22 protein-coding genes and 1 pseudogene are annotated in these 24,896 nt (G+C 73.5%); 11 read left to right on the top strand and 12 right to left on the bottom strand.

Translation table 11 applies throughout. The features are described from left to right. Positions 1-42 precede the first annotated feature (42 nt). Both ACIRG6_RS09400 and ACIRG6_RS09395 read right to left on the bottom strand, forming a co-directional pair. Positions 43-819: an NPP1 family protein gene (locus ACIRG6_RS09400; RefSeq protein ID WP_364684312.1), complete on the bottom strand. Its 777-nt coding sequence runs from the start codon at positions 817-819 to the stop codon at positions 43-45. A gap of 136 nt (positions 820-955) precedes the next feature. Next, on the bottom strand, positions 956-1,936 hold the full coding sequence (locus ACIRG6_RS09395) for an ATP-dependent DNA ligase (protein WP_364684310.1): 981 nt from the start codon (positions 1,934-1,936) through the stop codon (positions 956-958). A gap of 377 nt (positions 1,937-2,313) precedes the next feature. On the opposite strand from ACIRG6_RS09395, the gene sigJ reads away from it, so the two are divergent. Together sigJ and ACIRG6_RS09385 are read left to right on the top strand one after the other, a co-directional pair. Continuing rightward, positions 2,314-3,255 (top strand): RNA polymerase sigma factor SigJ, encoded by a 942-nt coding sequence (gene sigJ / locus ACIRG6_RS09390; protein ID WP_364684308.1) that lies wholly within the window; start codon positions 2,314-2,316, stop codon positions 3,253-3,255. A gap of 111 nt (positions 3,256-3,366) precedes the next feature. Next, positions 3,367-4,569: an NAD(P)/FAD-dependent oxidoreductase gene (locus tag ACIRG6_RS09385; RefSeq protein ID WP_403321786.1), complete on the top strand. Its 1,203-nt coding sequence runs from the start codon at positions 3,367-3,369 to the stop codon at positions 4,567-4,569. Between the two features lie 106 nt (positions 4,570-4,675). On the opposite strand, the gene ACIRG6_RS09380 is transcribed toward ACIRG6_RS09385, so the two are convergent. Then, the gene (locus ACIRG6_RS09380; RefSeq protein WP_403321784.1) at positions 4,676-6,130 is read right to left on the bottom strand and encodes an MFS transporter; all 1,455 of its coding nucleotides are present in this window, start codon (positions 6,128-6,130) and stop codon (positions 4,676-4,678) included. A gap of 226 nt (positions 6,131-6,356) precedes the next feature. On the opposite strand from ACIRG6_RS09380, the gene ACIRG6_RS09375 reads away from it, so the two are divergent. From ACIRG6_RS09375 to ACIRG6_RS09360, 4 genes are all read left to right on the top strand, one after another. Next, a complete protein-coding gene (locus ACIRG6_RS09375) occupies positions 6,357-7,013 on the top strand; it encodes a TetR/AcrR family transcriptional regulator (RefSeq protein WP_403321842.1) in 657 nt (218 codons plus the stop codon). A 303-nt stretch (positions 7,014-7,316) separates the two neighbouring features. Further along, the gene (locus tag ACIRG6_RS09370; protein ID WP_318217131.1) at positions 7,317-7,697 is read left to right on the top strand and encodes a DoxX family protein; all 381 of its coding nucleotides are present in this window, start codon (positions 7,317-7,319) and stop codon (positions 7,695-7,697) included. Continuing rightward, positions 7,694-8,161 carry a peroxiredoxin gene (locus ACIRG6_RS09365; RefSeq protein ID WP_318217130.1) on the top strand — a complete coding sequence of 156 codons (468 nt, stop codon included), beginning with the start codon at positions 7,694-7,696 and terminating at the stop codon, positions 8,159-8,161. Before ACIRG6_RS09370 ends, ACIRG6_RS09365 begins: the two co-directional genes overlap by 4 nt. 60 nt (positions 8,162-8,221) lie before the next feature. Next, positions 8,222-10,564 (top strand): SpoIIE family protein phosphatase, encoded by a 2,343-nt coding sequence (locus ACIRG6_RS09360; protein WP_403321782.1) that lies wholly within the window; start codon positions 8,222-8,224, stop codon positions 10,562-10,564. A 50-nt stretch (positions 10,565-10,614) separates the two neighbouring features. Here ACIRG6_RS09360 and ACIRG6_RS09355 read toward each other — a convergent pair whose 3' ends face one another. Next, a complete protein-coding gene (locus ACIRG6_RS09355; RefSeq protein ID WP_403321780.1) occupies positions 10,615-11,232 on the bottom strand; it encodes a DNA polymerase ligase N-terminal domain-containing protein in 618 nt (205 codons plus the stop codon). A gap of 49 nt (positions 11,233-11,281) precedes the next feature. After that, the gene (locus ACIRG6_RS09350; RefSeq protein WP_364684291.1) at positions 11,282-12,112 is read right to left on the bottom strand and encodes an aldo/keto reductase; all 831 of its coding nucleotides are present in this window, start codon (positions 12,110-12,112) and stop codon (positions 11,282-11,284) included. A 107-nt stretch (positions 12,113-12,219) separates the two neighbouring features. Between ACIRG6_RS09350 and ACIRG6_RS09345 the strand changes: the two genes are divergently transcribed. Beyond that, entirely contained in the window at positions 12,220-13,284 is a 1,065-nt protein-coding gene (locus tag ACIRG6_RS09345; RefSeq protein WP_239767518.1) for a LacI family DNA-binding transcriptional regulator, read from the top strand. On the opposite strand, the gene ACIRG6_RS09340 is transcribed toward ACIRG6_RS09345, so the two are convergent. Genes ACIRG6_RS09340 through ACIRG6_RS09325 form a run of 4 tightly spaced genes read right to left on the bottom strand, consistent with a single transcriptional unit; the run spans position 13,247 to position 17,881 of the window. Beyond that, positions 13,247-14,656: a glycoside hydrolase family 32 protein gene (locus ACIRG6_RS09340; RefSeq protein ID WP_364684289.1), complete on the bottom strand. Its 1,410-nt coding sequence runs from the start codon at positions 14,654-14,656 to the stop codon at positions 13,247-13,249. The genes ACIRG6_RS09345 and ACIRG6_RS09340 overlap by 38 nt on opposite strands. Continuing rightward, a complete protein-coding gene (locus ACIRG6_RS09335; protein WP_318217125.1) occupies positions 14,653-15,507 on the bottom strand; it encodes a carbohydrate ABC transporter permease in 855 nt (284 codons plus the stop codon). The genes ACIRG6_RS09340 and ACIRG6_RS09335 overlap by 4 nt, the downstream gene beginning before the upstream one ends. Positions 15,508-15,521: 14 nt before the next feature. After that, on the bottom strand, positions 15,522-16,475 hold the full coding sequence (locus tag ACIRG6_RS09330; protein WP_364684287.1) for a carbohydrate ABC transporter permease: 954 nt from the start codon (positions 16,473-16,475) through the stop codon (positions 15,522-15,524). Beyond that, positions 16,472-17,881, bottom strand: coding sequence for an extracellular solute-binding protein (locus ACIRG6_RS09325; protein ID WP_403321776.1), 1,410 nt, complete (start codon positions 17,879-17,881; stop codon positions 16,472-16,474). The genes ACIRG6_RS09330 and ACIRG6_RS09325 overlap by 4 nt, the downstream gene beginning before the upstream one ends. 177 nt (positions 17,882-18,058) lie before the next feature. On the opposite strand from ACIRG6_RS09325, the gene ACIRG6_RS09320 reads away from it, so the two are divergent. The 3 genes and pseudogenes from ACIRG6_RS09320 to ACIRG6_RS09310 all read left to right on the top strand — a co-directional run bounded on the left by ACIRG6_RS09320 (position 18,059) and on the right by ACIRG6_RS09310 (position 20,021). Further along, on the top strand, positions 18,059-19,615 hold the full coding sequence (locus ACIRG6_RS09320) for a glycoside hydrolase family 32 protein (RefSeq protein ID WP_364820632.1): 1,557 nt from the start codon (positions 18,059-18,061) through the stop codon (positions 19,613-19,615). A 139-nt stretch (positions 19,616-19,754) separates the two neighbouring features. Continuing rightward, positions 19,755-19,924, top strand: a pseudogene (locus tag ACIRG6_RS09315) (TauD/TfdA family dioxygenase); the annotation flags it as partial. Then, positions 19,884-20,021 (top strand): hypothetical protein, encoded by a 138-nt coding sequence (locus tag ACIRG6_RS09310; RefSeq protein ID WP_364684281.1) that lies wholly within the window; start codon positions 19,884-19,886, stop codon positions 20,019-20,021. The pseudogene ACIRG6_RS09315 and the gene ACIRG6_RS09310, both read left to right, overlap by 41 nt. 13 nt (positions 20,022-20,034) lie before the next feature. Here the strand turns inward: ACIRG6_RS09310 and ACIRG6_RS09305 are convergent, their stop codons facing one another. The 3 genes from ACIRG6_RS09305 to ACIRG6_RS09295 all read right to left on the bottom strand — a co-directional run bounded on the left by ACIRG6_RS09305 (position 20,035) and on the right by ACIRG6_RS09295 (position 23,149). Beyond that, the gene (locus tag ACIRG6_RS09305; RefSeq protein WP_364684279.1) at positions 20,035-21,537 is read right to left on the bottom strand and encodes a metallophosphoesterase family protein; all 1,503 of its coding nucleotides are present in this window, start codon (positions 21,535-21,537) and stop codon (positions 20,035-20,037) included. Positions 21,538-21,648: 111 nt separating this feature from the next. Further along, positions 21,649-22,404 (bottom strand): dienelactone hydrolase family protein, encoded by a 756-nt coding sequence (locus ACIRG6_RS09300; RefSeq protein WP_365023083.1) that lies wholly within the window; start codon positions 22,402-22,404, stop codon positions 21,649-21,651. Between the two features lie 124 nt (positions 22,405-22,528). Further along, on the bottom strand, positions 22,529-23,149 hold the full coding sequence (locus tag ACIRG6_RS09295; protein WP_403321773.1) for an L-threonylcarbamoyladenylate synthase: 621 nt from the start codon (positions 23,147-23,149) through the stop codon (positions 22,529-22,531). Between the two features lie 190 nt (positions 23,150-23,339). Between ACIRG6_RS09295 and ACIRG6_RS09290 the strand changes: the two genes are divergently transcribed. Then, positions 23,340-24,869, top strand: coding sequence for a helix-turn-helix domain-containing protein (locus ACIRG6_RS09290; RefSeq protein ID WP_364684273.1), 1,530 nt, complete (start codon positions 23,340-23,342; stop codon positions 24,867-24,869). Positions 24,870-24,896: the final 27 nt, after the last annotated feature.

Raw genomic sequence — 24,896 nt, 5'->3', positions numbered from 1 at the left:
GGCGTGAACGCCGCGCGGTTCGCCCGACTGCCGCGCTTCCCGTCAGGCGTAGGGGTCGAAGGGGATGCCGGAGGGCTCGGCCGCCGCCAGGTGGGAGGCGAAGCTGCCGTCCTTCAGGCCGAAGTGGGCGCTGCCGAAGTCGTACGCGCTCAGCTTGTCGCGCAGGCCGGCCGGATAGCCGTTCCAGCCCACCAGGGCCGGGTACTGCCAGCTGCCCCTGTGGTTCTCCGGCGGTTCGTCGCCCGGGCCGGCGAGGCGGAAGCAGTGGGTGCCGATGCCGTCCTTGTGGTAGACGATCTTCGGGTGCGTGCCGTCGAAGCGGACCGCCGACCGTGCGTACACGCTGAACGAGCCGTGGTTCGAGGTCGAGACGTACTCGACGGTGCCGTCCCGCACCCACACCACCACGTGCTCCCAGTCGTGCCGGTGGCCGCCGAGGGAACTGCCGGGCAGCGCTTGGTCCTTCTCGAAGTAGAGGCCGTACAGGTAGGCGCACCAGCCGTGGTCGCACGTGGCGCGCGAGTAGCTGTTGGTGTTGTCCAGGTCGGAGGCGTCCCGGCAGTTGCCGTTGAGGGCTCCGGTCGGGTTCAGGCCGCCGTTGACCGTGCCGTCGGAGCCGATGGCCGGCGTGGGGTAGCAGCCGTCGGTGTCGTAGTCGAAGGCGGGCTGGTAGGCCCGCTCCAGAGTGTCGGCGTTGCCGGGCAGTCCCGGCGGCGGGGCGGCGAAGGCGGTGGCGGGGAAGGCGACGACGAGGGCGAGGGCGCCGAGCGGGGCGGTGAGCCATCTCCTGCGGCGGGTTCGGGCGGTACGCGACGACACCGGGTCCTCCTGGGGGTCCGGGTGCAGCCCAACGGCTGTGGGGGGAAAGGGAGTTCAGGGTCCCGTCTTTTCCCTTCCGCGCCAAGAGGGCACGGCTGTACCGGTGGTGAAGGGCAGGCGAACGCCCGCCCGCGCGTCACACCATGTCGTCCGGGAGGTCGGCGGCCGACTCCTCGGGCGCCAGGTCCGGGCGCAGCCTCAGCCAGGACGGCTGGCGCAGCATCCCCTCCCGGGTGCGGGTGCTGTAACGGACCTCGCCGACCAGCCGCGGGACGACCCAGCGCGCCTCCGGCAGTCGCGGCACGGGGTCGAAGGGGCACACGTCCGTCGCGGCGGCCCGCAGCAGCCCGGCCAGTTCGGTGCGCTCGGTCTCGTTCCAGCCGGTGCCGACCCCGCCGACGTAGCGCAGCCGGCCCGCGGCGCGCTGGCCGACCAGGACGGCACCCGGCAGACCCGTGAGCCGCCCCTTGCCGGGCAGCCAGCCGCCCACCACGACGTCCTCGCTGCGCATGTTGCGGATCTTGATCCACGCCCGGGAGCGGACACCGGGCTCGTACACCGAGTCGAGCCGCTTGCACACCAGGCCCTCCAGGCCGTGCTCGCGGGTGGCCCGCAGGGCCTGTTCGCCGTGGCCGACCAGCGCGGCCGGGGTCGACCAGGACGGTCCGTCGAGACCGAGCTCCTCCAGGTGCCCGCGCCGGCGGGTGTAGGGCAGGCGGAGCAGGGACCGGGAGCCCAGGTGCAGGACGTCGAACAGCACCAGGTGCACGGGGACCCTGACCGCCCGGTGCGCGGCCCGGCCGGGGGCGTGCGCGAGGCCCATGCGGGACTGGAGCAACTGGAAGTCGGCGCGGCCCTGTTCGTCCAGGGCCAGCACCTCGCCGTCCAGCACGGCGGGCGTCGAGCCGAGCGCGGTGGCCAGCGGCCCCAGTTCCGGGTAGGCGGCCGTGATGTCCTGGCCGGAGCGGGCGCGCAGCAGCACGCTGCCGTCGCCGGGCAGATAGACCACCACCCGCTGGCCGTCCTGCTTGGTCTCGTAGGCCCAGCGGGCGTCCTGCGCGGCGGACGGCAGGGCGCCGGAGGTGGCGAGCATGGGTGGGATCAGCGGCAGCTCCACGGGTCAGTTCTCGACGCGCCCGTGCGCCGTCACGCGCGTTGTCCGCCAGGTTCGCCTGAACGGCGCCGAGGGCGAGCGGGATCCGGCCGGCCGGCGCGTTGAGCACGGGACGGGACCAGCAGGTGGTCCCGCCCCGCGCCGGCGCCTTCCCGGTCGCGACGGGGGGATGCGGGGCGGCGGTATGCCGGCCGGGGCTTGGTCGGCCGGCGCGCGCACCGGGCGGGCCCGTCCGTGGCCCGCTGCGTGGGCCGGGAGTCCGGTGCCTGTGTGAGGGCGGTCGGTCCTCCGGACACCCCGGTGCTCGGTGCAATGCGTCGATCCCCGGCTACGGAGGCCACCGAGGGTCACCGTTCGATACGTACCGTAGGATCGCGCGCATGGCCCTGACCACGAGTGACGTCGACCGGTTCCAGGCCGCCAGGCCCCGGCTGGAAGCCATCGCCTACCGGCTGCTCGGCTCGGCCGGCGAGGCCGAGGACGCCGTGCAGGAGACGTTCCTGCGCTGGCAGGCGGCCGACGTCGAGCGGATCGACGTGCCCGACGCCTGGCTGACCAAGGTCCTCACCAACCTCTGTCTCAACCAGCTGACTTCGGCACGCGTCCGGCGCGAGACGTACGTCGGGAGGTGGCTCCCCGAGCCGCTGCTCGCCGGGGACCCGATGCTCGGCCCGGCCGAGACCGCCGAGCAGCGCGAGTCGGTGTCGTACGCCGTCCTCGTCCTGCTGGAACGCCTCTCGCCCAACGAGCGGGCGGTCTACGTGCTGCGCGAGGCCTTCGACTACCCGCACCGGGAGATCGCCGAGATCCTCGACATCACCGAGGCCGCCAGCCAGCAGATCCACCATCGGGCCAAGAAGCACGTCGGGGGCGGCAAGGCGCGCACCGAGATCGACGAGGCGGCCGCCCGGAGGATCGTCGAGGAGTTCCTGGCCGCGGCGACGAGCGGACAGACCGAACCCCTCGTGCGCCTCCTCACCCAGGACGCCGTCTCCGTCGGCGACGGCGGCGGGAAGGTCCCGGCCCGCGCGAAGGCGTTCGAGGGCGCGCTCGCGGTCGCCAAGTTCCTGCGCGGCCTGTTCACGCCCAGCGATGCCAAGCGGGCCTACGTCGGCGGTGCGCCCGGCATCTACGCCACGACCGCCAACGGCGAACCCGCCGTCGCGGCGGTCGTGGACGGCCGGGTCGTCGGGATCACGTGCCTGGAGGTGACCGCGGAGGGCATCGTCGCGCTCCGCAGCCAGGTCAACCCCGACAAGCTCGTCCGTGCGACAGAGCAGTGGGCCGCCGCGGACCACGGGGACCCGCTGTACACCCTCTGACCCGTGTGACGTGCTTCACATCCCGATCCTGTCAGGAAACGCCGGGCTGCCCGGTTCAAGGGGCGCAACCGCGCAGAGAGCGGCGGAATCCTCGCAGACAGGAGCAGGCCCATGCAGCACCGCATCGTCGTCCTCGGAGCCGGCTACACCGGAGCCGTCACCGCCGGCCGCCTCGCCAGGCGGCTGCACCGCGAGGACGTCACCATCACCCTCGTCAACCCGGAGCCCGACTTCGTCGAGCGCATCCGGCTGCACCAGCTCGCGGCCGGTCAGGACCTCAGGCCCCGGCCGCTCAGCGAGATGTTCGCGGACACGGGCGTACGGCTGAAGCTCGCGAAGGTCACCGCCGTGGACGTGGACCGCAGGACGGTGACGGTCACCGCCGCCGAAGGCTCCGAGCAGGAGGAACTGGAGTACGACACGCTGGTCTACGCCCTCGGCAGCGGCTGGAACGACGGAGGCGTCCCCGGCGTCGTCGAACACGCCCACGAGGTCTCCAGCCGCCCCGGCGCCCTCCGCCTCCGCGACCGGCTGGCCGCCCTGGACGCCGCCCGGCCCGTGATCCTGGTCGGCGGCGGCCTGACCAGCCTGGAGGCCGCCACCGAGATCGCCGAGGCCCGCCCGGACCTCGACGTCGCCCTCGCCGTCCGCGGCGCCCTCGGCGACTGGCTCTCGGAGAAGGGCCGCGCCCACCTGCGGAAGGTGGTGGACCGGCTCGGCATCACGGTCCACGAACAGGTCACGGTCACCGCCGTGGAGGCGGACGCCGTGACGGCGGCCGACGGCCGGACCGTCCCCGCCGAGGTCACGGTCTGGACCACCGGCTTCGCCGTTCACCCCATCGCCCAGGCCACCACGCTCGAGCTCACCGACAGCGGACGGATCGTGGTCGATGCCACGATGCGCTCGGTCTCCCACGAGGACGTGTACGCCGTGGGGGACGCGGCGATGGCGATCGGCCCGGGCGACAAGCCCCTGCGGATGTCCTGCGCGTCCGGCGTCCCCATGGCCTGGCAGGCCGCCGACGCCATCGCCGCCCGTCTCACCGGCACCGACGTCCCCGACGTCTCCATCCGTTACTACCAGCAGTGCATCTCCCTGGGCCGCAAGGAGGGCTTGATCCAGTTCGTCACCGCCGACGACCGAGCGGTCGAGCGTACCCTGACGGGCCGCGGGGCCGCCCTGTACAAGGAACTGATCTGCAAGGCCGCGGCCTGGGGCGTCGCCAACCCGACCACGGGCATGCCGTCCCGGCGCCGGCGGGTCGTACGACCGGGTGTCCGGTACCCGGCCCCGGCCAGGCCGGCGGCCTGAGACCGTGACTCCGGACGTCGTGCGAGCACGCCGTTTCACGAGTCGGTGAGCAGCGAGAAACGGCTGCGATCGGCGCCGGTCGCCACACGGACCGGCGCCGTCGCCGTCAGTGCGCGGAGGCGGCCTCCGCCTCGACGCCACCGTCCGACGCCGTGAGCGTCACTCCGGCGGCGGGACGGTGCCTCGGGATGAAGGAGGCGATGACGAAGGCGAGCAGGGCCGCACCGGCGCCGATGCCCATGACCACCTTGAAGGCGCTCTCGGACGGCAGGGCGAAGCCGCCGAGGCTGACCGTCATCTGGGCCAGGATCACTCCGGCGATCGCGCTCGCCACCGACGTACCGATGGACCGCATCAGGGTGTTGAGGCTGTTCGCGGCGGCCGTCTCGCTCGCCGGCACCGCGCCCATGATCAGGGCCGGCATGGCGCCGTAGGTGAAGCCGATGCCCGCACCGATGACGCAGGAGACCAGCACCAGGTGCCAGACCTCGGACATCAGCGCGATGTTCAGCCCGTAACCGGCCGCCACGATCAGGGCGCCGATCATCAGGGTCACCTTCGGGCCCCTGGCCTGGGACACCTTCGCGGAGACCGGGGCGAACGCCATCATCACCAGGCCGGAGGGCGCCATCACCAGACCGGCGGTCAGCAGGGAGCGGCCGAGCCCGTAGCCGGTCGCCTCGGGCAACTGCAGGAGCTGCGGAAGGACCAGGGACATCGCGAACATCGAGAAGCCGACGGCTATCGACGCCAGGTTGGTGAACAGCACCTGACGGCGCGCCGTGGTGCGCAGGTCCACCAGCGGCTGCGGGGTGCGCAGCTCCCACCGGCCCCACACCAGCAGGATCAGCACGGCCGCCACGAACAGACCCAGGGTGAGGCCGCTGGTCCAGCCCCAGTCGGCGCCCTTGGAGATCGCCAGCAGCAGGCACACCAGGCCGGCCGCCATGCCGATGCCGCCCAGTACGTCGAAGCGGCCACCGGTGCGCACCGCCGACTCGGGCACGAGCGCCAGCACCAGCACCAGGGCGACGGCGCCGAGCGCGCCGGAGGTCCAGAACAGCATGTGCCAGTCGAGGTTGTCCGCGATCAGCGCGGCGGCGGGCAGACCGAGCGCGCCGCCGACACCCAGCGAGGCGCTCATCAGGGCGGTGGCGCCGGCGAGCCGCTCGGCGGGCAGTTCGTCGCGCATGATGCTGATGCCGAGCGGGATCACCGCGGCGGACAGGCCCTGCATGGCCCGGCCCACGACCATCGGGACCAGGGAGTCGCTCAGTCCGCAGACCACCGAACCGGCGATCAGCAGCACCAGGCTGAACAGCAGCATGCGCCGCTTGCCGGCCATGTCGCCCAGGCGGCCGACGACCGGGGTGGCCACGGCGGCGGCGAGCAGGGTGGCCGTCACCGCCCAAGCCGCGTCCGACGCCGGGGCGTCCAGGAGCTTCGGCAGTTCCGGGACGATCGGGATGACGAGCGTCTGCATCAGCGAGACGACGATCCCGGCCAGGGCCAGTACCGCCACCACGGCGTTCGGCCGCGGCGCGGCGGGGGAAGGGGGCATCGAGGTGCCTTTCAGGGAGGAGCGTGGATCCGGCAACGCGATTTAAGTCAGTCGCTTGAAGTATTCTAGGGGTGCCGGAAGGGGCCCGCTCGTCCGGGCCGCGCGCCGCCCGGGATCCGTGGTTGCGTAGGCTTCGGTGAGAACGCGCCGTATGACGGCGGACCTGCGACGACTCGAGGGACTGGCCGTCGCGGGCCGTGAGGAAAGTCCCGGCGCGGCGGTGATCATGGCGGGCAGGACGGTACGGGCGGAACAGGTCAGCGCGACCCGGCAGCTGATCCTGACCACGGCCGAGCGGCTGTTCGCCGAGCACGGGGTGTACGCGGTGTCCAATCGCCAGGTCAGCGAGGCCGCCGGGCAGGGCAACAACGCCGCGGTCGGCTACCACTTCGGCACCAAGGCGGATCTGGTCCGCGCCATCGCCCAGCGGCACTCCGAGCGCATCGAGGACCTGCGGGCCCGGCAGCTGGCCGCGCTCGGTGACGCGCCGGACCTGCGCGACTGGGTGGACTGCCTGGTGCGTCCGCAGTTCGACCATCTGGCGGCACTGGGCAGCCCGACCTGGTACGCGCGGTTCTGCGCCCAGGTCATGACCGACCCGGCACTGCGGCAGATCATGGTCGACGAGTCACGCGGCTCGGCGTCGCTGCGCGAGATCATCGCCGGACGGAACCGGTGCATGCCGGCGCTGCCGGACGAGGTCCGGGCCGAGCGGGGCGACATGGCTCGCCACCTCATCGTGCACACGGCGGCCGAGCGGGAACGCGCCCTCGCCGAAGGGCGTCCGACCCCTCGCGCCAGCTGGCGGGACGCGGCCGACGGCCTGGCGGACGCGATCGTGGGGATGTGGCTCGCACCCGTCACGCCCCGGCGCGGGGTGTGACGGGCGCGGTGACGACGGATCAGCGGGCGGCGCGGATCCGGGTCACGGTGTCCTCGGCCGCCCCGGCCCCGGACTTGGCGATGACGTAGGCGGTGCCACCGCCACCGCCAGGGCGGTGGCGGCGGCCGGGCCCGTCCCGTTCGTGGCGATGGCGGCCCCGCGCCTCGATCCAAACGACAGGCCCTAGCCCCAGCAGCCGCTGCGGCCGCGGTCCGCGCACCCACAACCGCCGTGACCGGACCGGCGGCCCCCGCGTGCGTACCGTCCAGTAAAGTCGCGCGGCAGGCCCCCAGAGGAGGAACCGTGTCACGGTCCGAACGCTCACCCCTGCTGCTCGCCGGCCTGCTGGCCACCGCGGGCGTCGCCCACTTCGCCCGGCCCCGCCCCTTCGACGCGACGGTGCCGCGCAGCCTGCCGGGCACACCCCGGGCATGGACGTACGCCAGCGGCGTCGCCGAACTGGCGCTGGCCGCCGGCCTCGCCGTTCCCCGCACCCGCAAGGCCGCCGCGCTGGCCACCGCGGCCTTCTTCGTCGGCGTCTTCCCCGCCAACGTCAAGATGGCCCTCGACTGGCGGCACCGCCCCGCCCCCCAGAAGGCCGCCGCCTACGGCCGGCTGCCCGTCCAACTGCCGCTCGTGCTCTGGGCCCGCGGCGTCGCCAAGGACTGCGAGGGCCGGTCGTGAGCCGCCTCCCCGCCGTGGGCGACACGGTCGACGACTTCACGCTGCCGGACGAGACCGGCACCCCCCGCCGCCTGTCCGAACTGCTTGCCGACGGGCCGGTCGTGCTCTTCTTCTACCCCGCCGCCCTGACCCCCGGCTGCACCGCGGAAGCCTGCCACTTCCGCGACCTCGCCGCCGAGTTCGCCGCGGCCGGCGCCCGGCCGGTGGGCATCAGCGGCGACCCCGTCGAACGCCAGCAGGAGTTCGCGGGGCGTCACACCCTCGGCATGCCGCTGCTGTCCGACACCGACGGCACGGTCCGCGAGCTGTTCGGGGTGAAGCGAGGACTCGGCATCGCACCCACCAAGCGGGTCACCTTCGTCGTCGGGCCGGACCGCACCGTGCTGGAGGTCGTCCGCAGCGAACTGCGCATGAACACACACGCCGACCGCGCCCTCGCCGCGCTGCGCGCTCACCACGGGTAACCCTCCCGGCCCCCCGGCCTGCGGTTGAAACCGGTTCGTATGGGGTCAATCCTGGACGCTATGGAGCATGCCTCGGCCGTGGCGACCCTGGACGCCCGCGGCACACTGACGGGGTGGAGCGAGGGCGCCCGGCGGCTGACCGGCTATCCGGCCGAGGAGGTCGTCGGGCGGCCCGCGCGGGACCTGCTCGCCCGGGAGGAGCCGCCCGGGGCCCTGTCGGAACTGTCGGGCACGGTGGTGCTCCGCCACCGCGACGGCTCCACCCTGACCCTGCCCCTGCGCGGCTGCCCCCTGCGGGGGGCGGCCGGCACACCGGACGGGTACGCGGTGACCGTCTCGCCGCCGGACGAGCGCACCCCTCTGCTGACCGGGGAGACCTTCCGGCAGTCCTCCCTGTCGATGTCCGTCCACGACACCCGGCAGCGCTATCTGCGGGTCAACGACACGGCGCAGCGGATGCTGGGCGTGCCGGAGGAAGAACTGATCGGCCGGCGGCTGCCGGAGGTCATGGAGGAGATCGCCGCCAACGGGACGGGCTTCCTGCGGCACCTGCGGCAGGTCGTCGACACCGGCCGGTCCGCGCGCTACGAGACCCTCACGGCCGCCTCCTCCCGGCTCGGCGAGCACGCCTGGACCATCGAGATGTGGCCGCTGCGCGACGCGGCCGGTGAAGTGGCCGCCGTGGCCGTGGCGGGCTTCGAGAGCACGGAGCAGCACCGGACCCGGCAGCGGCTGGCCCTGCTGAGCGAGGCCGCGACCGCGATCGGCACCACCCTGGACGTGGTGCGCACCGCCGAGGAACTGATCGACATCCTCGTGCCGCGGTTCACCGACTTCGCCACCGTCGACCTGCTCGACTGGGTCCTCGGCGCGGACGAACCGCTCACGGTGCCGGCCGAGGACATCGTGCTGCGCCGAGTGGCGCACGAATCCGCCGCCGAGGGGCTTCCGAGGCCGTCCGTGGGTCTGGGCGACACCGACGTGTACCCGCCCCGCTCCGCACCCGCGCGGGCGCTCCGGGAGGGACGGCCGGTCCTCACCGGCCCGGGAGACCCGGACTTCGACGGGTGGATGCGGGTACGTAACGAGCAGGTTCCCGCCAACCGCCCGTTCCGCGACCGCATCAGCTCCACCCTGGCGATTCCGCTGCGGGCCCGCGGCACCACCGTGGGCGTCGCGACGGCCATGCGCGTCGCCCCCCGGGGCCCGTTCGCCCCCGACGACATCGTCCTGGCCGAGGAACTGGCCAGCCGGGCCGCCGTCTGCATCGACAACGCCCGCCGCTTCGCCCGCGAGCGCTCCACCGCGCTCGCCCTTCAGCACAGCCTCCTGCCCAAGGGCCTGCCCGGCCAGTCCGCTGTCGAGGTGGCCCACCGCTACCTGCCCTCCGGCTCGGCGGCCGGCATCGGCGGCGACTGGTTCGACGTGATCCCGCTCTCCGGGAGCCGGGTCGCCCTGGTCGTCGGTGACGTCGTCGGCCACGGCATCCCGTCGTCCGCCACCATGGGCCGCCTGTGCACGGCCGTACGCACCCTCGCCGACGTGGACCTGCCACCGGACGAGCTCCTCACCCACCTCGACGACCTCGTCGCCCACCTCGCCGCGGGCGGCGGCGACGACGAGGTCCCCGAACTGGGCGCCACCTGCCTCTACGCCGTCTACGACCCCGTCACCAGCCGCCTCACCCTCGCCTCCGCCGGCCACCCCGCGCCCGCCGTCGTGCTCCCCGACGGCACCGCCCGCCTCCTCCCCGTCAGCGCCGGGCCACCGCTCGGTGTCGGCGGACTGCCCTTCGAGGCGTCCGAGGTGCCCCTGTCCGAGGGCTCCGTCGTCGCGCTGTACACCGACGGTCTCCTCGAGGACCCCGACCACGACATCGACCACGCCACCACGGAGCTGTGCCGCGCGCTGACCGCTCCCGCGAACTCGCTGGACGCCCTGTGCGACAGCGTGCTGAAGGCCGTGCTGCCGGCGGAACCCTGCGACGACGTGGCGCTGCTGCTGGCGTGCACCCGGGCGCTGGGCACGGACCAGGTCGCCACATGGGACGTCCCCCCGGACCCCGCGCACGTGGCCGGCGTCCGGCGGTCCGTCATCGAGCGGCTGACGGCATGGGGGCTGGACGAGGCGGCGTTCGTCACCGAACTCGTCGCCAGCGAGCTCGTCACCAACGCGATCCGGTACGGCGAACCGCCCGTCCAACTGCGCCTCATCCGCGACCGCACCCTGATCTGCGAGGTCTCCGACGCCAGCTCCACCTCGCCGCACCTGCGCCGGGCCCACGCCTTCGACGAGGGCGGCCGGGGGCTGCTGCTGGTCGCCCAGCTCACCCAGCGCTGGGGCAGCCGCCAGACCGGCGCCGGCAAGACCATCTGGGCCGAACAGCCACTGCCCCCGGAGTGAACGCCGGGGCGGACAGCGGAGTGAAACGCCTCGCCCCTGTACCCCGCCCCCTATGCCCCGCGCCCCTCCGCGGCGACCCGGGCGAGCGTACGGCCGGTCCGTGCCGACCGCGCCCGCCGGGGATCGGGGGTGCCGTGCCCCCGGCCCCCGCCGCCCGCTGTCTTCACGAGGAGCCACGCCTCCTGCTCGTCCCGGTCCTTCCCGCCGCGGAACCGCGTCAGCGCGTACTCGCCGCGCAGCTTGGCGCCGTGCAGCCGGAACCTGGCGTGCCCGCGCGCGAGCGACTCCCCGAAGTCGACAGGCCGGCCCACGCGGTCGTGGCTCAGCGGCTCGTACGTGCCGCGGTCCCAGACGATGACCGTGCCGCCGCCGTACTCGCCCTCGGGGATCACGCCCTCGAACTCCTCGTACTCCAGCGGATGGTCCTCCGTGGGCACGGCGAGCCGTTTGTCGCTCGGGTCCGCCGACGGGCCCTTCGGCACCGACCAGGACTTCAGCACGTCGGCCACCTGCAACCGGAAGTCGAAGTGCAGGGTGCTCGCGTCGTGGATCTGCACCACGAAGCGGGCCCGGCCGCCCTCGGCGGACGCCCGGCGGCCCGCGGGCTCGGCGGTCCGGCCGAAACGGCGCTTGCCGCGGTACTCCCGGGGCCCGTTCTCCTCGCCCACGTGCGACTCCTTCCCGGCCTCGCGCACCGACCGGTGCCGGGTACCCCCGTCAGAACTCCTCGTGCACCTCCGGGTCCCCGCCGATCCGCCGGTGGGAACGGTGCGCGACGGCGTCCATCTGGGCGTCGTCCAGCGTGAAGCCGAACACGTCGAGGTTCGCGCGCTGCCGCGCGGGGTCCGACGACTTCGGGATCGGCACCGCGCCGAGCTGGGTGTGCCAGCGCAGCACCGCCTGGGCCGGCGTCACCCCGTGCGCCTCCGCGACGGCCGCGACGGCCGGGTCGTCGAGCAGGTCGCTGCCGCGGCCCAGCGGGCTCCAGCTCTCGGTGCGGATGCCCTTGCGCTCGTGGAAGGCGCGCAGCTCGTCCTGCGGGAAGAGCGGATGCAGCTCGATCTGGTTCACGGACGGCAGGACCCCCGTCTCCTTCTCCAGCCGCTCGATGTGTTCCGCCGTGAAGTTGGAGACGCCGATCGAGCGCACGAGACCGTCGTCGCGCAGCTTGATCATGGCCTTCCAGGAGCCCACGTACCGGTCCACGCGGGGCAGCGGCCAGTGGATCAGGTACAGGTCGACGTACTCCAGGCCGAGCCGGGCGCGGGACTCCTCGAACGAGGCGAGCGTCTCCTCGTAGCCGTGGTGCCGGCCGGGCAGCTTGGTCGTCACCACGATCTCCTCGCGGGGGACGCCGCTGCCGGCCACGCCCCGGCCGACGCCGGTCTCGTTGCGGTAGTTCGTCGCCGTGTCGATCAGGCGGTAGCCCGTCTCCAGGGCGTCGCGGACCGCCCGCTCGGCCTCGTCGTCCTTCATCGGCCAGGTGCCCAGACCCAGGGCGGGGAGCGTGGTGCCGTCGTTGAGCGTGTGTGCCGGGATACTGATCACTGCCTGACCTTCCCTTGACTGTTACGACCGTGTGCCGCCCGTCCAGCGTCACGGATAGGGTGGGCAATGATCAACCGGACGGGGCGGGACGAGGGCGGCCGACGGGCATGGACAGCGCCGAGCAGAAGCGCACGACGGGAACGGGCCGTCCCACGTCACGGGATGTCGCCCGGATCGCCGGGGTGTCGCACACCGCGGTCTCCTTCGTGTTCAACGGCCGGGCCGAGGGCAATCTCTCGCCCGCCACCCAGGAGCGCATCCGGCAGGCCGCCGCCCAGCTCGGCTACCGGCCCGACCCCCTCGCCCGCGGCCTGCGCCGCCGCCGTACGGCCGTGATCGGCATGGTCACCGACGAGATCGCCTCCTCGCCGTTCGCGGGCCGGCTGCTGCGCGGCGCCATGGAGACCGCCTGGGACAGCGGTCATCTGGTCCTGACGGTCGACTCGGGCGGCGACCCGGCCAAGGAGGACGCGGCCGTCGCCGAGCTCCTCGACCGACGCGTGGACGGCATCGTCTACGCCGCCATGTCCCTGCGCCGCGTCCGCGTCCCCGAGGGCCTGCACCGCACCCATGCCGTGCTGGCCAACTGCCTGCCCGAGGACGGCTCCCTGCCCGCCGTCGTCCCCGCCGAACGCGCCGGGGGCCGTACGGCGGCCAGGCTGCTCCTGGACGCGGGGCACCGCCGGCTGGCCGTGGTCGGCGGCCTGGACGACATCGCCTCCGTCGAGCGGCTGCGCGGCTTCCGGGACGCCCTGCGGGTGGAGGGCGTCACCGTCCCCAAGGAGTGGGTCGTCCGCACGGGCGGCGAGATCTCCGGCGGCCACGAGGGCGCCCTGCGGCTGCTCGACTCCGCTCCGGCGGACCGGCGGCCCACGGCCGTCTTCTGCTACAACGACCGGGTCGCGGCGGGCGTCCTGCACGCCGCGACCCGTCTCGGGATCAGCGTCCCCGGCGAGCTGTCCGTGGTCGGCTACGACGACCAGGAGCACATGGCCGCCTTCCTCTCCCCGCCCCTCACCACGGTCGCGCTGCCGCACCGGGAGATGGGCGAGGCCGCCGCGCGGCTGCTCCTGGAGGCCATCGACACCGGACGGACCCCGCCGGCCACCGTCCGGCGCGTCGCCGGACCGATGGTCAGCCGCGCGTCGGTGGGTCCTGCGCCCACCCGGTGACCTCGGCGCCGGCGCCCGTGACGACCAGTTCTCGTACGTCGTCGACTCCGCGGTAGACGCGTTCGGTGACCGTGGCCCGGTCGCCGGCGAACAGCTCGTACAGCGAACCGTCCACGAGGATCCGCACGGTCAGCTCCGCCCCCGGCGGCAGCCGCACCACGACCGGCGCCGTGCCCTCGGCCCCCGTCCGCGGCCAGCCGCCCCGGTCCAGCGTCACCGTGCCCTGGGCCGGGTCCACCCGCACCGTCAGCTCCGCGCCGGACGCGGACCGCAGCAGGCGCACCGTGGTGCCCTCGCGCGCGGTGACCGTCAGGTCGTAGGCCTCCGGGAGCGCGGTCAGGTCCGGGGCGGTGACGAACGGCTCGGCGGCGCGCAGCAGGTCCAGTTCCGGGGCCGGGGCGACCCGCAGCGACCCGTCCCCGGGGTCGACGTCGACGACCCGGGGCGCGGTGAGGACGCCCGCCCACCCGGCGCGCTCGGTCGCCTCCCGGTCGCGGGCCTCCCACGACCAGCCCCACATCAGGGCCCGGCCGCTCTCCTGGAGGACGGCGGGCGCGTAGAAGTCGCGTCCGTGGTCGAGACGCCCGGCGTGCCGCACCGCGAGACGCAACCCGCCCTCTCCGTCCATCTCCAGACGTCCCGTCAGATAGCCCGTGGAGTGCGGGTCGCCGTCCCACAGCGACACGACCAGCACCTGTTCCCCGTCGCGGGCCGTGAACAGCTGCGGGCACTCCCAGCCGACCGCCCCGTCGCCGAACGCCTCGGCGGCCAGGGGATCGTGGCCGTCGAGCAGTACGCCGGCGAACCGCCAGTCGGTCAGGTCGTCGCAGTCGTACAGCAGGACCGAGGGCGTGCCGTCGGCGTGCCCGGCGCCGACCAGCGCATGGCGCCGGCCGTCGTGCCGGAACACGAACGGGTCGCGGAACATCACCACGTCGAGACCGGCGGGTGGCCCGGCGATCACGGGCTCGGGCAGCGGCCGCCAGGCGGTCAGCGAGGCGTCCCGCGGATCGGCCGCCCGGGCCAGGCAGATCGTGCCGAGCCCGGTGTGCTCACGGTCGATGCCGGTGTACACCGCCGTCGGCACTCCGTCGTCGTCGACGACGCAGCCGGACCAGCAGCCCGCCTCGTCCGGGCCGCCCGGCGTCGGGGTGAGCGCCAGGGGGTGGTGCTCCCAGTGGGCGAGGTCGGCGCTGGAGGCATGGCCCCAGTGCACGTTCTCGTGCACCGGGGCGCCGGGATTGTGCTGGTAGAACAGGTGGTACCGGCCCCGCCAGCGGAACGGCCCGTTGGGGTCGTTGATCCAGTTGGCGGGCGGGCGGACCCGGAAGCGCGGGGCGTGCGGGTCCTGCGGGGGAGCGGCGAGGCTCAACGGTTGACTCCTGCGGAGGTGATGCCCTCGCGAAGGGGGCGCTGGCCGACGAGGAACACGGCGACGGCGGGGATCATGGACAGCACGACACCGGCGAGGACCACGGAGACCGACCCGGTGCCGAGATTGCCCTGGAGGGACACCAGGCCCAGCGGCAAGGTGTAGTTCTGGCTGGAGGTCTCGAGGATCAGCGGCCGGAAGAACTCGTTCCAGTGGTAGTTGAAGGCCAGGACGCCGACGATCGCGAGGCCGGGCGCGGCCAGCGGGGCGTACACCGACCGGAAGGTCCGCCAGGGGCCCGCGCCGTCCAGCATCGCCGCCTCGCCCAGGTCCTTGGGCATGCCCAGGAAGTACTGGCGCATCAGGAAGGTGCCGAAGGCGGTCGGGAAGGCCGGGACGATCAGCCCGAGCAGGGTGTCGGTCAGGCTCATGGACTTCAGCACCAGGAACACCGGCACGACGGTGACCTGCAACGGCACCATCATGGTCGCCAGTACCAGGCCGAACAGCGGCTTCTTGAACCGGAACTCCAGGCGTGCGAAGGCGTATCCGGCCAGGCCCGCCGTGACCATCTGGCCGACCGCGATCAGCGCGGTCACCAGCGTCGAGTTGAGGGCGAGCAGCCACACGTCGAGCTGGTCGAACACGCCGCGGTAGGCCTCGGCCGACGGGTCGGCCGGGATCAGCCGCGGCGGCAGGTCGAACGCCTCGGCGGGCGTGCGCAGTGAGGTGGAGACCGTCCACAGCACGGGGCCGAGGGTCAGCAGGGCGCACACGGCCAGTGAGGCGATCCGCGCCCAGGGCGCGAGGCCGTGGCGCGCACGCAGGAGGGCCGTCGTTGCTTGACTCATGAGGGCTCACCGGCTCACTGGTAGTGGACGAAACGCCGGCTGAGCCGGAACTGAAGGGCGGTGACCGCCATGACCAGCACGAACAGCAGCACGCCCACCGCGGACGCCTCGCCGAACCGGAGCTGCTCGAACGCGGTCTCGTAGATCACCATCACGACGGTGCGGGTGGAGTCACCGGGCCCGCCGGCGGTCAGGACGTACGGCTGCTCGAAGACCTGCAGCGCGTTGATGATGCCGACCACCGACGCGACGAGCAGCGTGGGGGACAGCAGCGGCAGGGTGACGGCGAGGTGCTTGCGCAGGCCGGTCGCGCCGTCCAGGGAGGCGGCCTCGTGGATCTCCTTGGGGATGTTGTTCAGGCCGCCGACGAACAGCAGGAACGAGAAGCCGAACTGCTGCCAGACGTAGACGAGGACCACCGTCGCCATCGCCGCGTTCTCGGAAGTCAGCCACGGCACCGGCGCGATCCCGACTAGGCCGAGCAGCCAGTTGACCACCCCGAAGTCCTGGTTGAAGAGGTACTTCATCACCACCGAGATGGACGCGGCGGACAGCACCAGCGGGAAGAAGAACGCCGAGCGGAACACCGACCGCAGCCACATGGGCATCCGCCCGTTCACCGCGAGCGCCAGGACCAGCGCGATCAGCAGTTGCAGCGCGACGGCGAACACCATGAACACGAGGGTGTTGCGGAAGGACACCAGCACCGTCGCGTCGCCGAACACCTCGCGGTAGTTGGCCGCCCCGGCGAAGGACGGGGACTCGATCACGTCCCAGTGGAAGAGGCTGAGGACGACCGAACCGGCGATCGGCACGACCGTGAAGACCACGATGCCGACGATCGTCGGCGCCAGGAACAGCGCGGCCAGCAGCCGGGTGCCGCGGGCGCGTGCCGTGCGGCGCGGCATCGCCGCGGCCGGCGCCGCGGGCCGGGGCCGGGGTACGGCCGGTATCCGAGTGTTCGTCATACGTCACGCTCCATGGCCTTCTCCAGGTCGCCCTGCATCCTGCGCAGCGCCGGACGGACCGCGCCCGGGGACGCCAGGGCGGCGCCGGTGTGCTTGAGCAGCACCTGCTCGACCTCGGCGACCTGCGGCGGCGCGGGAATCGGCCCGGTGTCGGGGAACCGGTCGAGGGTGTCGTAGAAGACCCGCCAGTTGGCCGGGCCGGTCTCCCGGTAGCGGGCGCCGGTGAGCATCGAGCGGCGGGCCGGGGTGGTCTGGTTGCCCCGGAACAGCCGGGTCAGGGTGTCCCGGCGGGCGGCGTACTTGATGAACTCCCAGGCCGCGTCCTGCTTCCTGGACGTGCGCAGCAGCGCGTAGCCGGCCGCGCCGAACTGGTGGCGGTGGGTGCGCCAGCGGGGGAAGTACTGCACGTCGTAGCCGGCCGGGTCCGTGCCCGCCAGGTGCAGGCCACCCGACCAGAAGCCGCCCGCGGGGGTGACGCCGACCCGTCCGGTGGAGAACACGCCCACCAGGTTGCTGCCGTTGCCGCCCTCCGGGCGGGTGCACAGGCCCTCCTGGATGAGCGAGGCGAGATAGTCGTACACCTCCGTCACGCGGTCGTCGGTGGCCTGCGGGGCGGTCCAGCGGTACCCGCCGCCGCGCCCGCGCCGCTGCGCGGCCGGGTAGAAGGCGTCCCACAGCCAGGATCCGCCGGGCGCCCTGGACTCGGCGAGCAGGTTGGTGCCGTTCGCGAACAGCCACGGGACCACGCCGCCCCACAGCCGGTTGGTCCAGAAGTACGGCGTGAAGTGGGAGTCGCTCGACCGCTTCATCCGGCGCAGCAGCGCGGTGAAGTCGTCCCGGCTCCAGTCGGACGGCGGGAGGTCCGCGTCCGCCCGCTCCAGGACCTGCCGGTTGAGGTAGACGTCGGCCGCGTTGAACTCCACCGGCAGCTGGTAGAGGCTGCCCTCGTACATCATCGACTCCACCAGCGAGGGGTGGACGTCGGCGAAGTACTCGCGCAGTTCGTGCGCGTCCCGCTTCACCCAGCGGTCCAGCGGCACCCCGAGGCGCCGCGCGAACAGCTGCACGCCCTCCGTGGCGACGTAGACCAGGTCGGGAGCGGTGCCCGCCGCGATCTGGGTGAGGATCTTCGCGAAGAAGTCCGACCAGTCGACGGCCTGGACGGCGTTCACCCGGAGCGGGATGTCGGGGTGGAGTTCCCGGAAGCCCTCGCGCAGGGCGCGTACGGCCGCCGGGTCGAAGGCGGAGCCGAGGGTGGCGACGACCAGGGAGCCGTCGTCGCGGCCGGGGATGTCGGCTCCGGTGAGCCGGTCCCAGCTCGCGGCGGTGCCGGCCAGGGCGGCGGCTCCCGTGCCGTAGGCGCCGTAGCGCAACAGCGCCCGGCGAGTGAGGTGCGAGGTGGTCATCGAAAGGGCCTAACCCGTGTTAGTCGAGGTGCGATGCCCAGATGATGAGAAGCGCGGAGCGGGCCTGTCAAGAGTCGCGTTCGCTTGACCTTTAACGAGTTAGGTCTACAGTCCTGGTTCCACGTGAGCCTGTTTCCGAGCCGCTCTCGCACCACCGACGAGAGGAACGACGCAGTGATGCGTGGAATGTCCAGGAGAGCTCTGTTCGCCGGGTCGGCCGTCGGCGCGGTGGCCGCGGTGCTGCCCGCGCCGCCGGCCGCCGCCGGTCCCCGGCCCAAGCCCGCCGCCGGCTGCGCCCGCTACCGCGCCGCCTACCACTTCACGGTCCCCGACCAGTGGAAGAACGATCCGCAGCGCCCGGTCTGGATCGACGGCGAGTACCGCTACTTCTACCTGTACAACCCCGACTACTTCGCGGGCGGCACCATGGCGGGCACCGCCTGGCGGCTGGCCACCAGCACCGATCTGGTCTCCTTCACCGACCGCGGGATCGCGGTGCCGAAGGACACCACGCCGAACGGGGACGTGTGGTCCGGCTCGGCGGTGGTGGACACCGACGGCACGGCGGGCTTCGGCGCGGGCGCGGTCGTCGTCCTGGCCACGATGTCGCCCGACGACGGCCCCACCTCGCAGGCGCAGTACCTGTACTACTCCACCGACGGCGGACGCACCTTCACCCACCACGGCACCGAGCCCGTGCTGCCCAACCCCGGCGTGCGCGACTTCCGCGACCCCAAGGTGATCCGCGACGAGGAACGCGGACGGTGGGTGATGGCGCTCGCCGAGGGTACCAAGGTGGGCTTCTACCACTCCGCCGACCTGAGGCGCTGGACCTACGCCGGTGGCTTCACCGAGGAGGGCCTCGGAGTCCTGGAGTGCCCCGACCTGTTCCGCATCACCGCCGACGACGGTACGGCGCGATGGGTGCTCGGGGTGAGCGCCAACGGCAAGGCCGCGGGGCTGCCGAACACCTACGCCTACTGGACCGGCTCCTTCGACGGCAGCGCGTTCACCGCCGACGCCGCCGCCCCGCAGTGGCTCGACCACGGCTTCGACTGGTACGGCGCCGTCACCTTCGAGAAGCGGGACGCGCACGGCACGCCCGACGCGGGCGGGCGCTACGCCATCGGCTGGCTGAACAACTGGGACTACGCGAACACCACTCCCACGATCGACACCGACGGCTTCAACGGCACCGACTCCATCGTCCGCGAGGTCCGCCTGAAGCGTGACCCGGCCGGCACGTACTACCTCGCCTCGCGGCCGGTGACCGCGCTCGACGCCCACGTCTCACGCACCGTACGGCTGGGCGACCTCACCGTCGACGGCACCCGCGTGCTGGACTACACGGGCACCGCCTACGAGCTGACCTGCGAGATCACCTGGGACCGGCTGACCGGCGCCGGCGTGCAGCTGCGCCGCTCCGGCGACGGCGGCCGGCACATCGACGCCGGTGTCTGGGCGGACTACGCCTTCCTCAACCGCCGGGGCGCGGTGAACCCCGACGCCTCCGGACGGTGGCAGGAGAGCCGCACCCCGTTCGACCCGTCCGCCCGCACCGTCCGGCTGCGTGTCCTGGTGGACCACACGTCCGTGGAGATGTTCGTGGACGACGGACGGTACACGCACTCGACGTCGGCCTTCCCGTACCTGATCGACCGCGGGCTCGCCCTGTTCACGGCCGACGGCAAGGCGGTGTTCCGGAACACGGTGATACGGGAGTTCGCCGTCTGAGGGCCCGCCGGGGCCCTGTCGCCACGTCGGGCGAAGACGGCCACGATCTCCGCTGGAGCCGCGTCGGACGACCGGCCGGCGGAGCGCGCCTGACGACGGACGGGGCCACGGCGGAACGTCCGGCGACGCGGCCGCGGGCATCGAGGTGCAACGGCCGCCGGGCACATCGGCGCCGGGACCGGCGGCGTCGACCTGGCCGCCGGCCTCGACGAGGCGCGGGTCGCCGCCAAACGCGCTGCGGTGCTGCGCTGGAAGGTGGTGTTCTTCCGTGACCAGCGCCTCGACCACGCCGGACGCGTGGCGTTCGCGGATCACGCACCGGGTGATGCTCGCCGGTGAGGTGCCCGTCGGCGTGGACGGCACCGCGTCGACGCCGCTCACCGGCAGCGAGCCGGGACGCCGGTGATCCTCGCGCCCGGTCACACGAGCGGGATCGTCACCTCGTCCTCGACCGGCGGGTCCACCTCCTGCGCCCGGTTGCCCGTGGCGGCGTAGCAGCGCAGCCGGACCGCGTCCGGGGACACGTCCAGACGCAGGAAGCACTTGAAGAAGGGCGGGCTGTACGTCGCCGAACCCGGCGAGAACAACTGCGTGTAGATCTTGCGCACGGGCAGCCGGAACCGCTTGCGGCGGTCGGGACGGCTCCCGGTGCCCAGCAGCCCGGCGACCAGCCGGGTGCGCCGGGTGACCCGCGCCGCGGGGCCCGGGGCGCGGGCCGGGCGGATGCCGAGGCGTTCGGTGATCACGGCCGTCGCCTCGGCCTCCGTCAGCGTGAAGAAGCGCCGCAGCCGCAGCCGGCGCCCGTACAGCCCGCTGTAGAAGGCGAGGGAGTCGCCGCGCAGCGGATAGCAGCGGAAGTCGTCCTCGGTGACACCGGCCACCGAGACGCGGGGGATGGTGTGGGTGGCGTGCATGAACGCACCGCCGCCGCCCGCGACCACGTACTGGATCGTGCGGCCGTCCACGTCGACCGGATAGCGCTGGTAGTTGTGGATGTCGCCGCCGATCGCCGCGACATAGCGGTGGGCGGGGTCGCGGACGATGCCGTCGACGGTGCCGCCGCCCTCGATGGCGCACGGACGGTGCTCGCCGTCCACGTACAGGGGCGAGCCGGTGACGAGGATCTTCGGGCGTGGCCCCCGGGACACCTCGCGCAGCCAGGCGCCCTGTTCGGCGTCGAGGGTGCCCAGCAGTCCCGTGTCGATGCCGACGATCCGCACCGGGCCGGCGTCGATCGCCCAGTACGGTCCGGGCTGGACGGCCTGCTGGGCGGGCGCGGAGCGCATCTTGCGGGCCTCGTCCAGGTGCCGGCCGTCGTCCGGGCGGGGCCGGTGCCACAGCCGGGACCGCAGCCAGGCCCGGGTGAGGGGGCGCGGGGCGGGCTCGGGCGGCAGGGGCGGGGCGTCGTCGCAGAAGACCCGCATGAAGCCGCCGAGGTCCTCGTACCAGTCGTGGTTGCCGGGTATCGCGTAGACCGGCGCCGGATAGTCCCGGTACGGGCGGAAGAACTTGGTGCCGTAGTCGTCGGCGCTGCCCACCGGGTAGATCACGTCGCTGGCGAGCACGGCGAACCGGGTGTCCCGGCCCTCCTTCAGGAGCCCGGGCACGACCGCGTACTGAGGATCGTCGCCCTCCCCGGTGTCGCCGATGACCAGGAACGAGAAGCGGTCCGGGTCGTCGCGCCGGACGACCTTGTCGGCCGGGGCCCCGGCCGCCGCCCGCTGAGCGACCCAGCGGGCGCGCGTACGGCCCGTGGGGTCGCCGAACAGGGAGGCCAGCACGCCGTTGCGGGCGGCCCACAACGTCTTGGGGCTCAGCCAGGACAGCTTTTCGGTCCGGGCCGGCATGAGGGCCCGGTAGGCGCCGTGTTCGGCGGCGCCCCAGCCGGCGCCTTCGGCGGTATCGCGTGAGGAGTCAGACACCGGGGAACGGTAACAACCGGCCGGACGGGGCGAGGAGCGGGGGAGCGGGGCAACTTCCCACCGCCCCCGGGGGATTGGCGGCCGAGGCAGTTCCTCCTGGCCGGGCGACGGTCAGAGGTTCCGCTTCAGCAGGCCGAGAAGCTCCTGCCAGTGCCGCTCGGTCGCCTCCGGGTCGTACGCGGCGGTGTCGGCCTGCGTGTAGCCGTGGTGCGCCCCCGCGTAGACCTCGCAGCGGTGGCGGACGCCCGCCCCGGTCAGGGCCGCCTCCAGGCGCTCCTGCTGCTCGGCAGGCATGCCCGGGTCCCGGTCGGCGTGCCCGAAGTACAGCTCGGCGGTGACGTTCCCGGCCACCAGGTGCGGGCTCTGCGGACCCTCGGTCGCCAGGTTCCCGCCGTGGAAGCCGGCCGCGGCGGCGACCCGGTCCGGGTACGTGCCCGCGGTGCGCAGGGCGAGCGCGGCGCCCATGCAGTAGCCGGTCACGCCCACCGGGCCGTCGGCGACCGAGGCGCAGTCCGCGAGCCACCGCAGACAGGCGTCCGCGTCCCGCATCGCCCGGTCCGGCGTGAGCGACTTCATGATCGGACCGAGGTGCTGGAAGATCTCCGGGCGCGCCCCCGGGTCGATGAACTCGGGGAGCTCGACGACCGGCGCCCGCCCGTGCCGGTAGAACACGTTCGGCACCAGCACCGTGTAGCCCTCGCCGGCCAGCCGGTCGGCCATCGCCCTCAGCTGCGGGCGCAGCCCGAAGGCGTCCATGTACAACAGGACCGCGGGACGGGCGTTCCCGTCACCGGGGTGCGCGAGGTAGGCGTCGGCGGTTCCGTCGTCGGTGGGGATGTCGACAACGTTGCCCTCTACGGCGGTCATGGCGGGGCTGCCCTCTCGGTCGGGTCTCGGCGTCCGGTCCGCCGGGCGGCCGGCGGATCATGGCCATCGTGGCACGCCGGCCACCGGGGTGCGGTGCGCGCCCCCGGGGCCGGCGGCCGGCCCGCTACTCGAACCGCGTGGTGTCGCCGGCGCCCCGGCGCACGATCTCCGCCTCCCCGTCGGAGAAGTCGACGACCGTGGTCGGTTCGGTGCCGCACTCCCCGGAGTCGATCACCGCGTCCACCACGTGGTCGAGCCGGTCCTTGATCTCCCAGCCCTGCGTCATCGGCTCCGCCTCGTCGGGCAGCAGCAGCGTGCTGGACAGCAGCGGCTCACCGAGCTCGGCCAGCAGCGCCTGGGTGACGACGTGGTCGGGGATGCGCACGCCGACGGTCTTCTTCTTCGGGTGCTGGAGCATGCGCGGCACCTCCCTCGTCGCGGGCAGGATGAACGTGTAGCTGCCCGGGGTCGACGCCTTGATCGCCCGGAACACGTCGTTGTCGATCTGCACGAACTGGCCGAGCTGCGCGAAGTCCTGGCACACCAGGGTGAAGTGGTGCCGGTTGTCCAGGTGCCGGATCGACCGGATGCGGTCGGTCCCGTCGCGGCTGCCCAGCCGGCAGCCCAGCGCGTAACAGGAGTCCGTGGGATACGCGATCAGCGCGCCCGCGCGGACGCTGTCGGCGACCTGGGCGATGCTGCGCGGCTGGGGGTTCTCGGGGTGCACGTCGAAGTACTTCGCCATTCAGCGAGCTTATGCCGCCCGCGCACCCGGACCGAGCACACCCGGTCGACGCCACGGCGCCGGGCATGTCCCGCAGGCCGCGCGGGCTGGGCCGTCCGGGCCGCCGCCTGCGTACTCGGCGCCGTGGACGAGCATGCGGTAACGTCCCCGACTCGGGCCGAAAGTGAGGCGAGGCGAGGAGAAGGCCGACGTGGCGGGCCGCGAGGACGGGACAGGGCAGCGGAACGCGAGGACCGGCGGGCACGCCGGGTGGGCGGAGGAACTGCTCGGCCACCTGCGGCCGGCCGGACGCGACGTACGCAGAGTGGTGACCTGGCTCGCCGGAGCCGTGGACGCGGCCGTGACGCTGCAGGACGGCACCGGCCGCCTCCTGGCCGGGACCCGTACTCCGCTGGACCAGTACCTGGTCGCGGACATCACCGCCGGCCGGATCGCCTCCGCCGCCCTCGAGGACCGGGGCCGCCACCTGCGCCTGGTCCGGGTGGAGCGGGGCCACCCGGCACCGGCCGCCGTCCTCGCGGTGGCCCGCGGCCTGCCGTTCGACCGGCGGGCCGCCGACATCGTCACGCACACCGCCCAGGTGGTGGAACTCCTGCTGGCGGAACACGAGTCCGTCGCCGCCGGACGTAGGCTGCGGCGGGCGACCTCCGACCTGCGCCTGGCCATCCTGCAACTGCTGATGGTCGAGGACACCGTCTCCGCGCGGCGGGTGGCCGCCGGACTCTGGCCCGGCCTCCTCGACACCGACACGGCGTGCGTCTACGTGATGGAGAGCGTCCCCGAGGACCGCGACCGCCTCGCCGAGGAGTGCCTGTCGGCGACGGGAGAACGGGCCCTGGTGGTGCGCTGCCCGGCCATGGACGGCCACGTCATCGTCCTGACGCCCCGTGACGCGTCCGGCGAGGCGCTGCGGTCGCTCGTCGGCCGCACCCCCGGCGTCTTCCTCGGCGGCAGCGCCCGGCAGAGGCTCGCCCGCACCGCCGTCGCGTACGGGCAGGCCGTGAGCGCCCTGGCCGTCGCCCGGTTCCGTCCCGGGAAGGCGGCCGTGTACGCCGAGCGGACCCGCCCCGAGCGCCTGATGGACCCGGCCACGCTGGGGGACTGGACGTCCCGCGTGCTGCGCCCGCTCGACGGCCTGCCGCACCACACCCGCGCCGAACTGCTCGCCACCACCCGGCTCGGCCTGGAGTTCACCGCCGTCAACACGGCCAAGATCCTCGGCGTCAGCCGCAACACGGTCCGCGCCCGCATGGACCGCGTCGAGGGCCTGCTGCGCACCGACTTCGCCGACCTCACCGTCCGCGCCACCGTCCACCTCGCCCTGAACGCCCAGGCCGCCCTCGGGACGGGCCCCGGCCAGAACGCGGCCGCTCCGGGCCGGGCCTGCCTCACCGACCTCCTGGCCGGACCCGCGCTGCGCACCTGGGCCGGTGACCTGCTCGGCCGGCTGGAGACCGACGCCAGGAACCTGCGCCGCACCCTGCGCACCTGGATCGCCGTCGGCGGCAACGCCGAGCGGGCCGCCCGCAGGCTCGGCGTCCACGCCCAGACCGTGCGGGAGCACGTCCGCAGCGCGGAACCCGTCCTGGAGCGTCAGCTGCTCGCCGCCGGCAGCGACCTGTACGAGGTGGTACTGGCCCACCTGGCCCTGGGTGACCTCGACCGGCCGAGCCTGCACGGGACGAAACCGGGCCATCCGGACTCACCCGTGCACGGGTGAGTCCAAATGGCCCGGCAGTGGGCAGCG

Origin of the sequence: Streptomyces flaveolus, assembly GCF_044765825.1 — a bacterium.
In the GTDB taxonomy this organism is placed as follows: domain Bacteria; phylum Actinomycetota; class Actinomycetes; order Streptomycetales; family Streptomycetaceae; genus Streptomyces; species Streptomyces flaveolus.
Note: the sequence above shows the minus strand (reverse complement) of the source record. Positions and strands in the feature narration are given on the sequence as shown.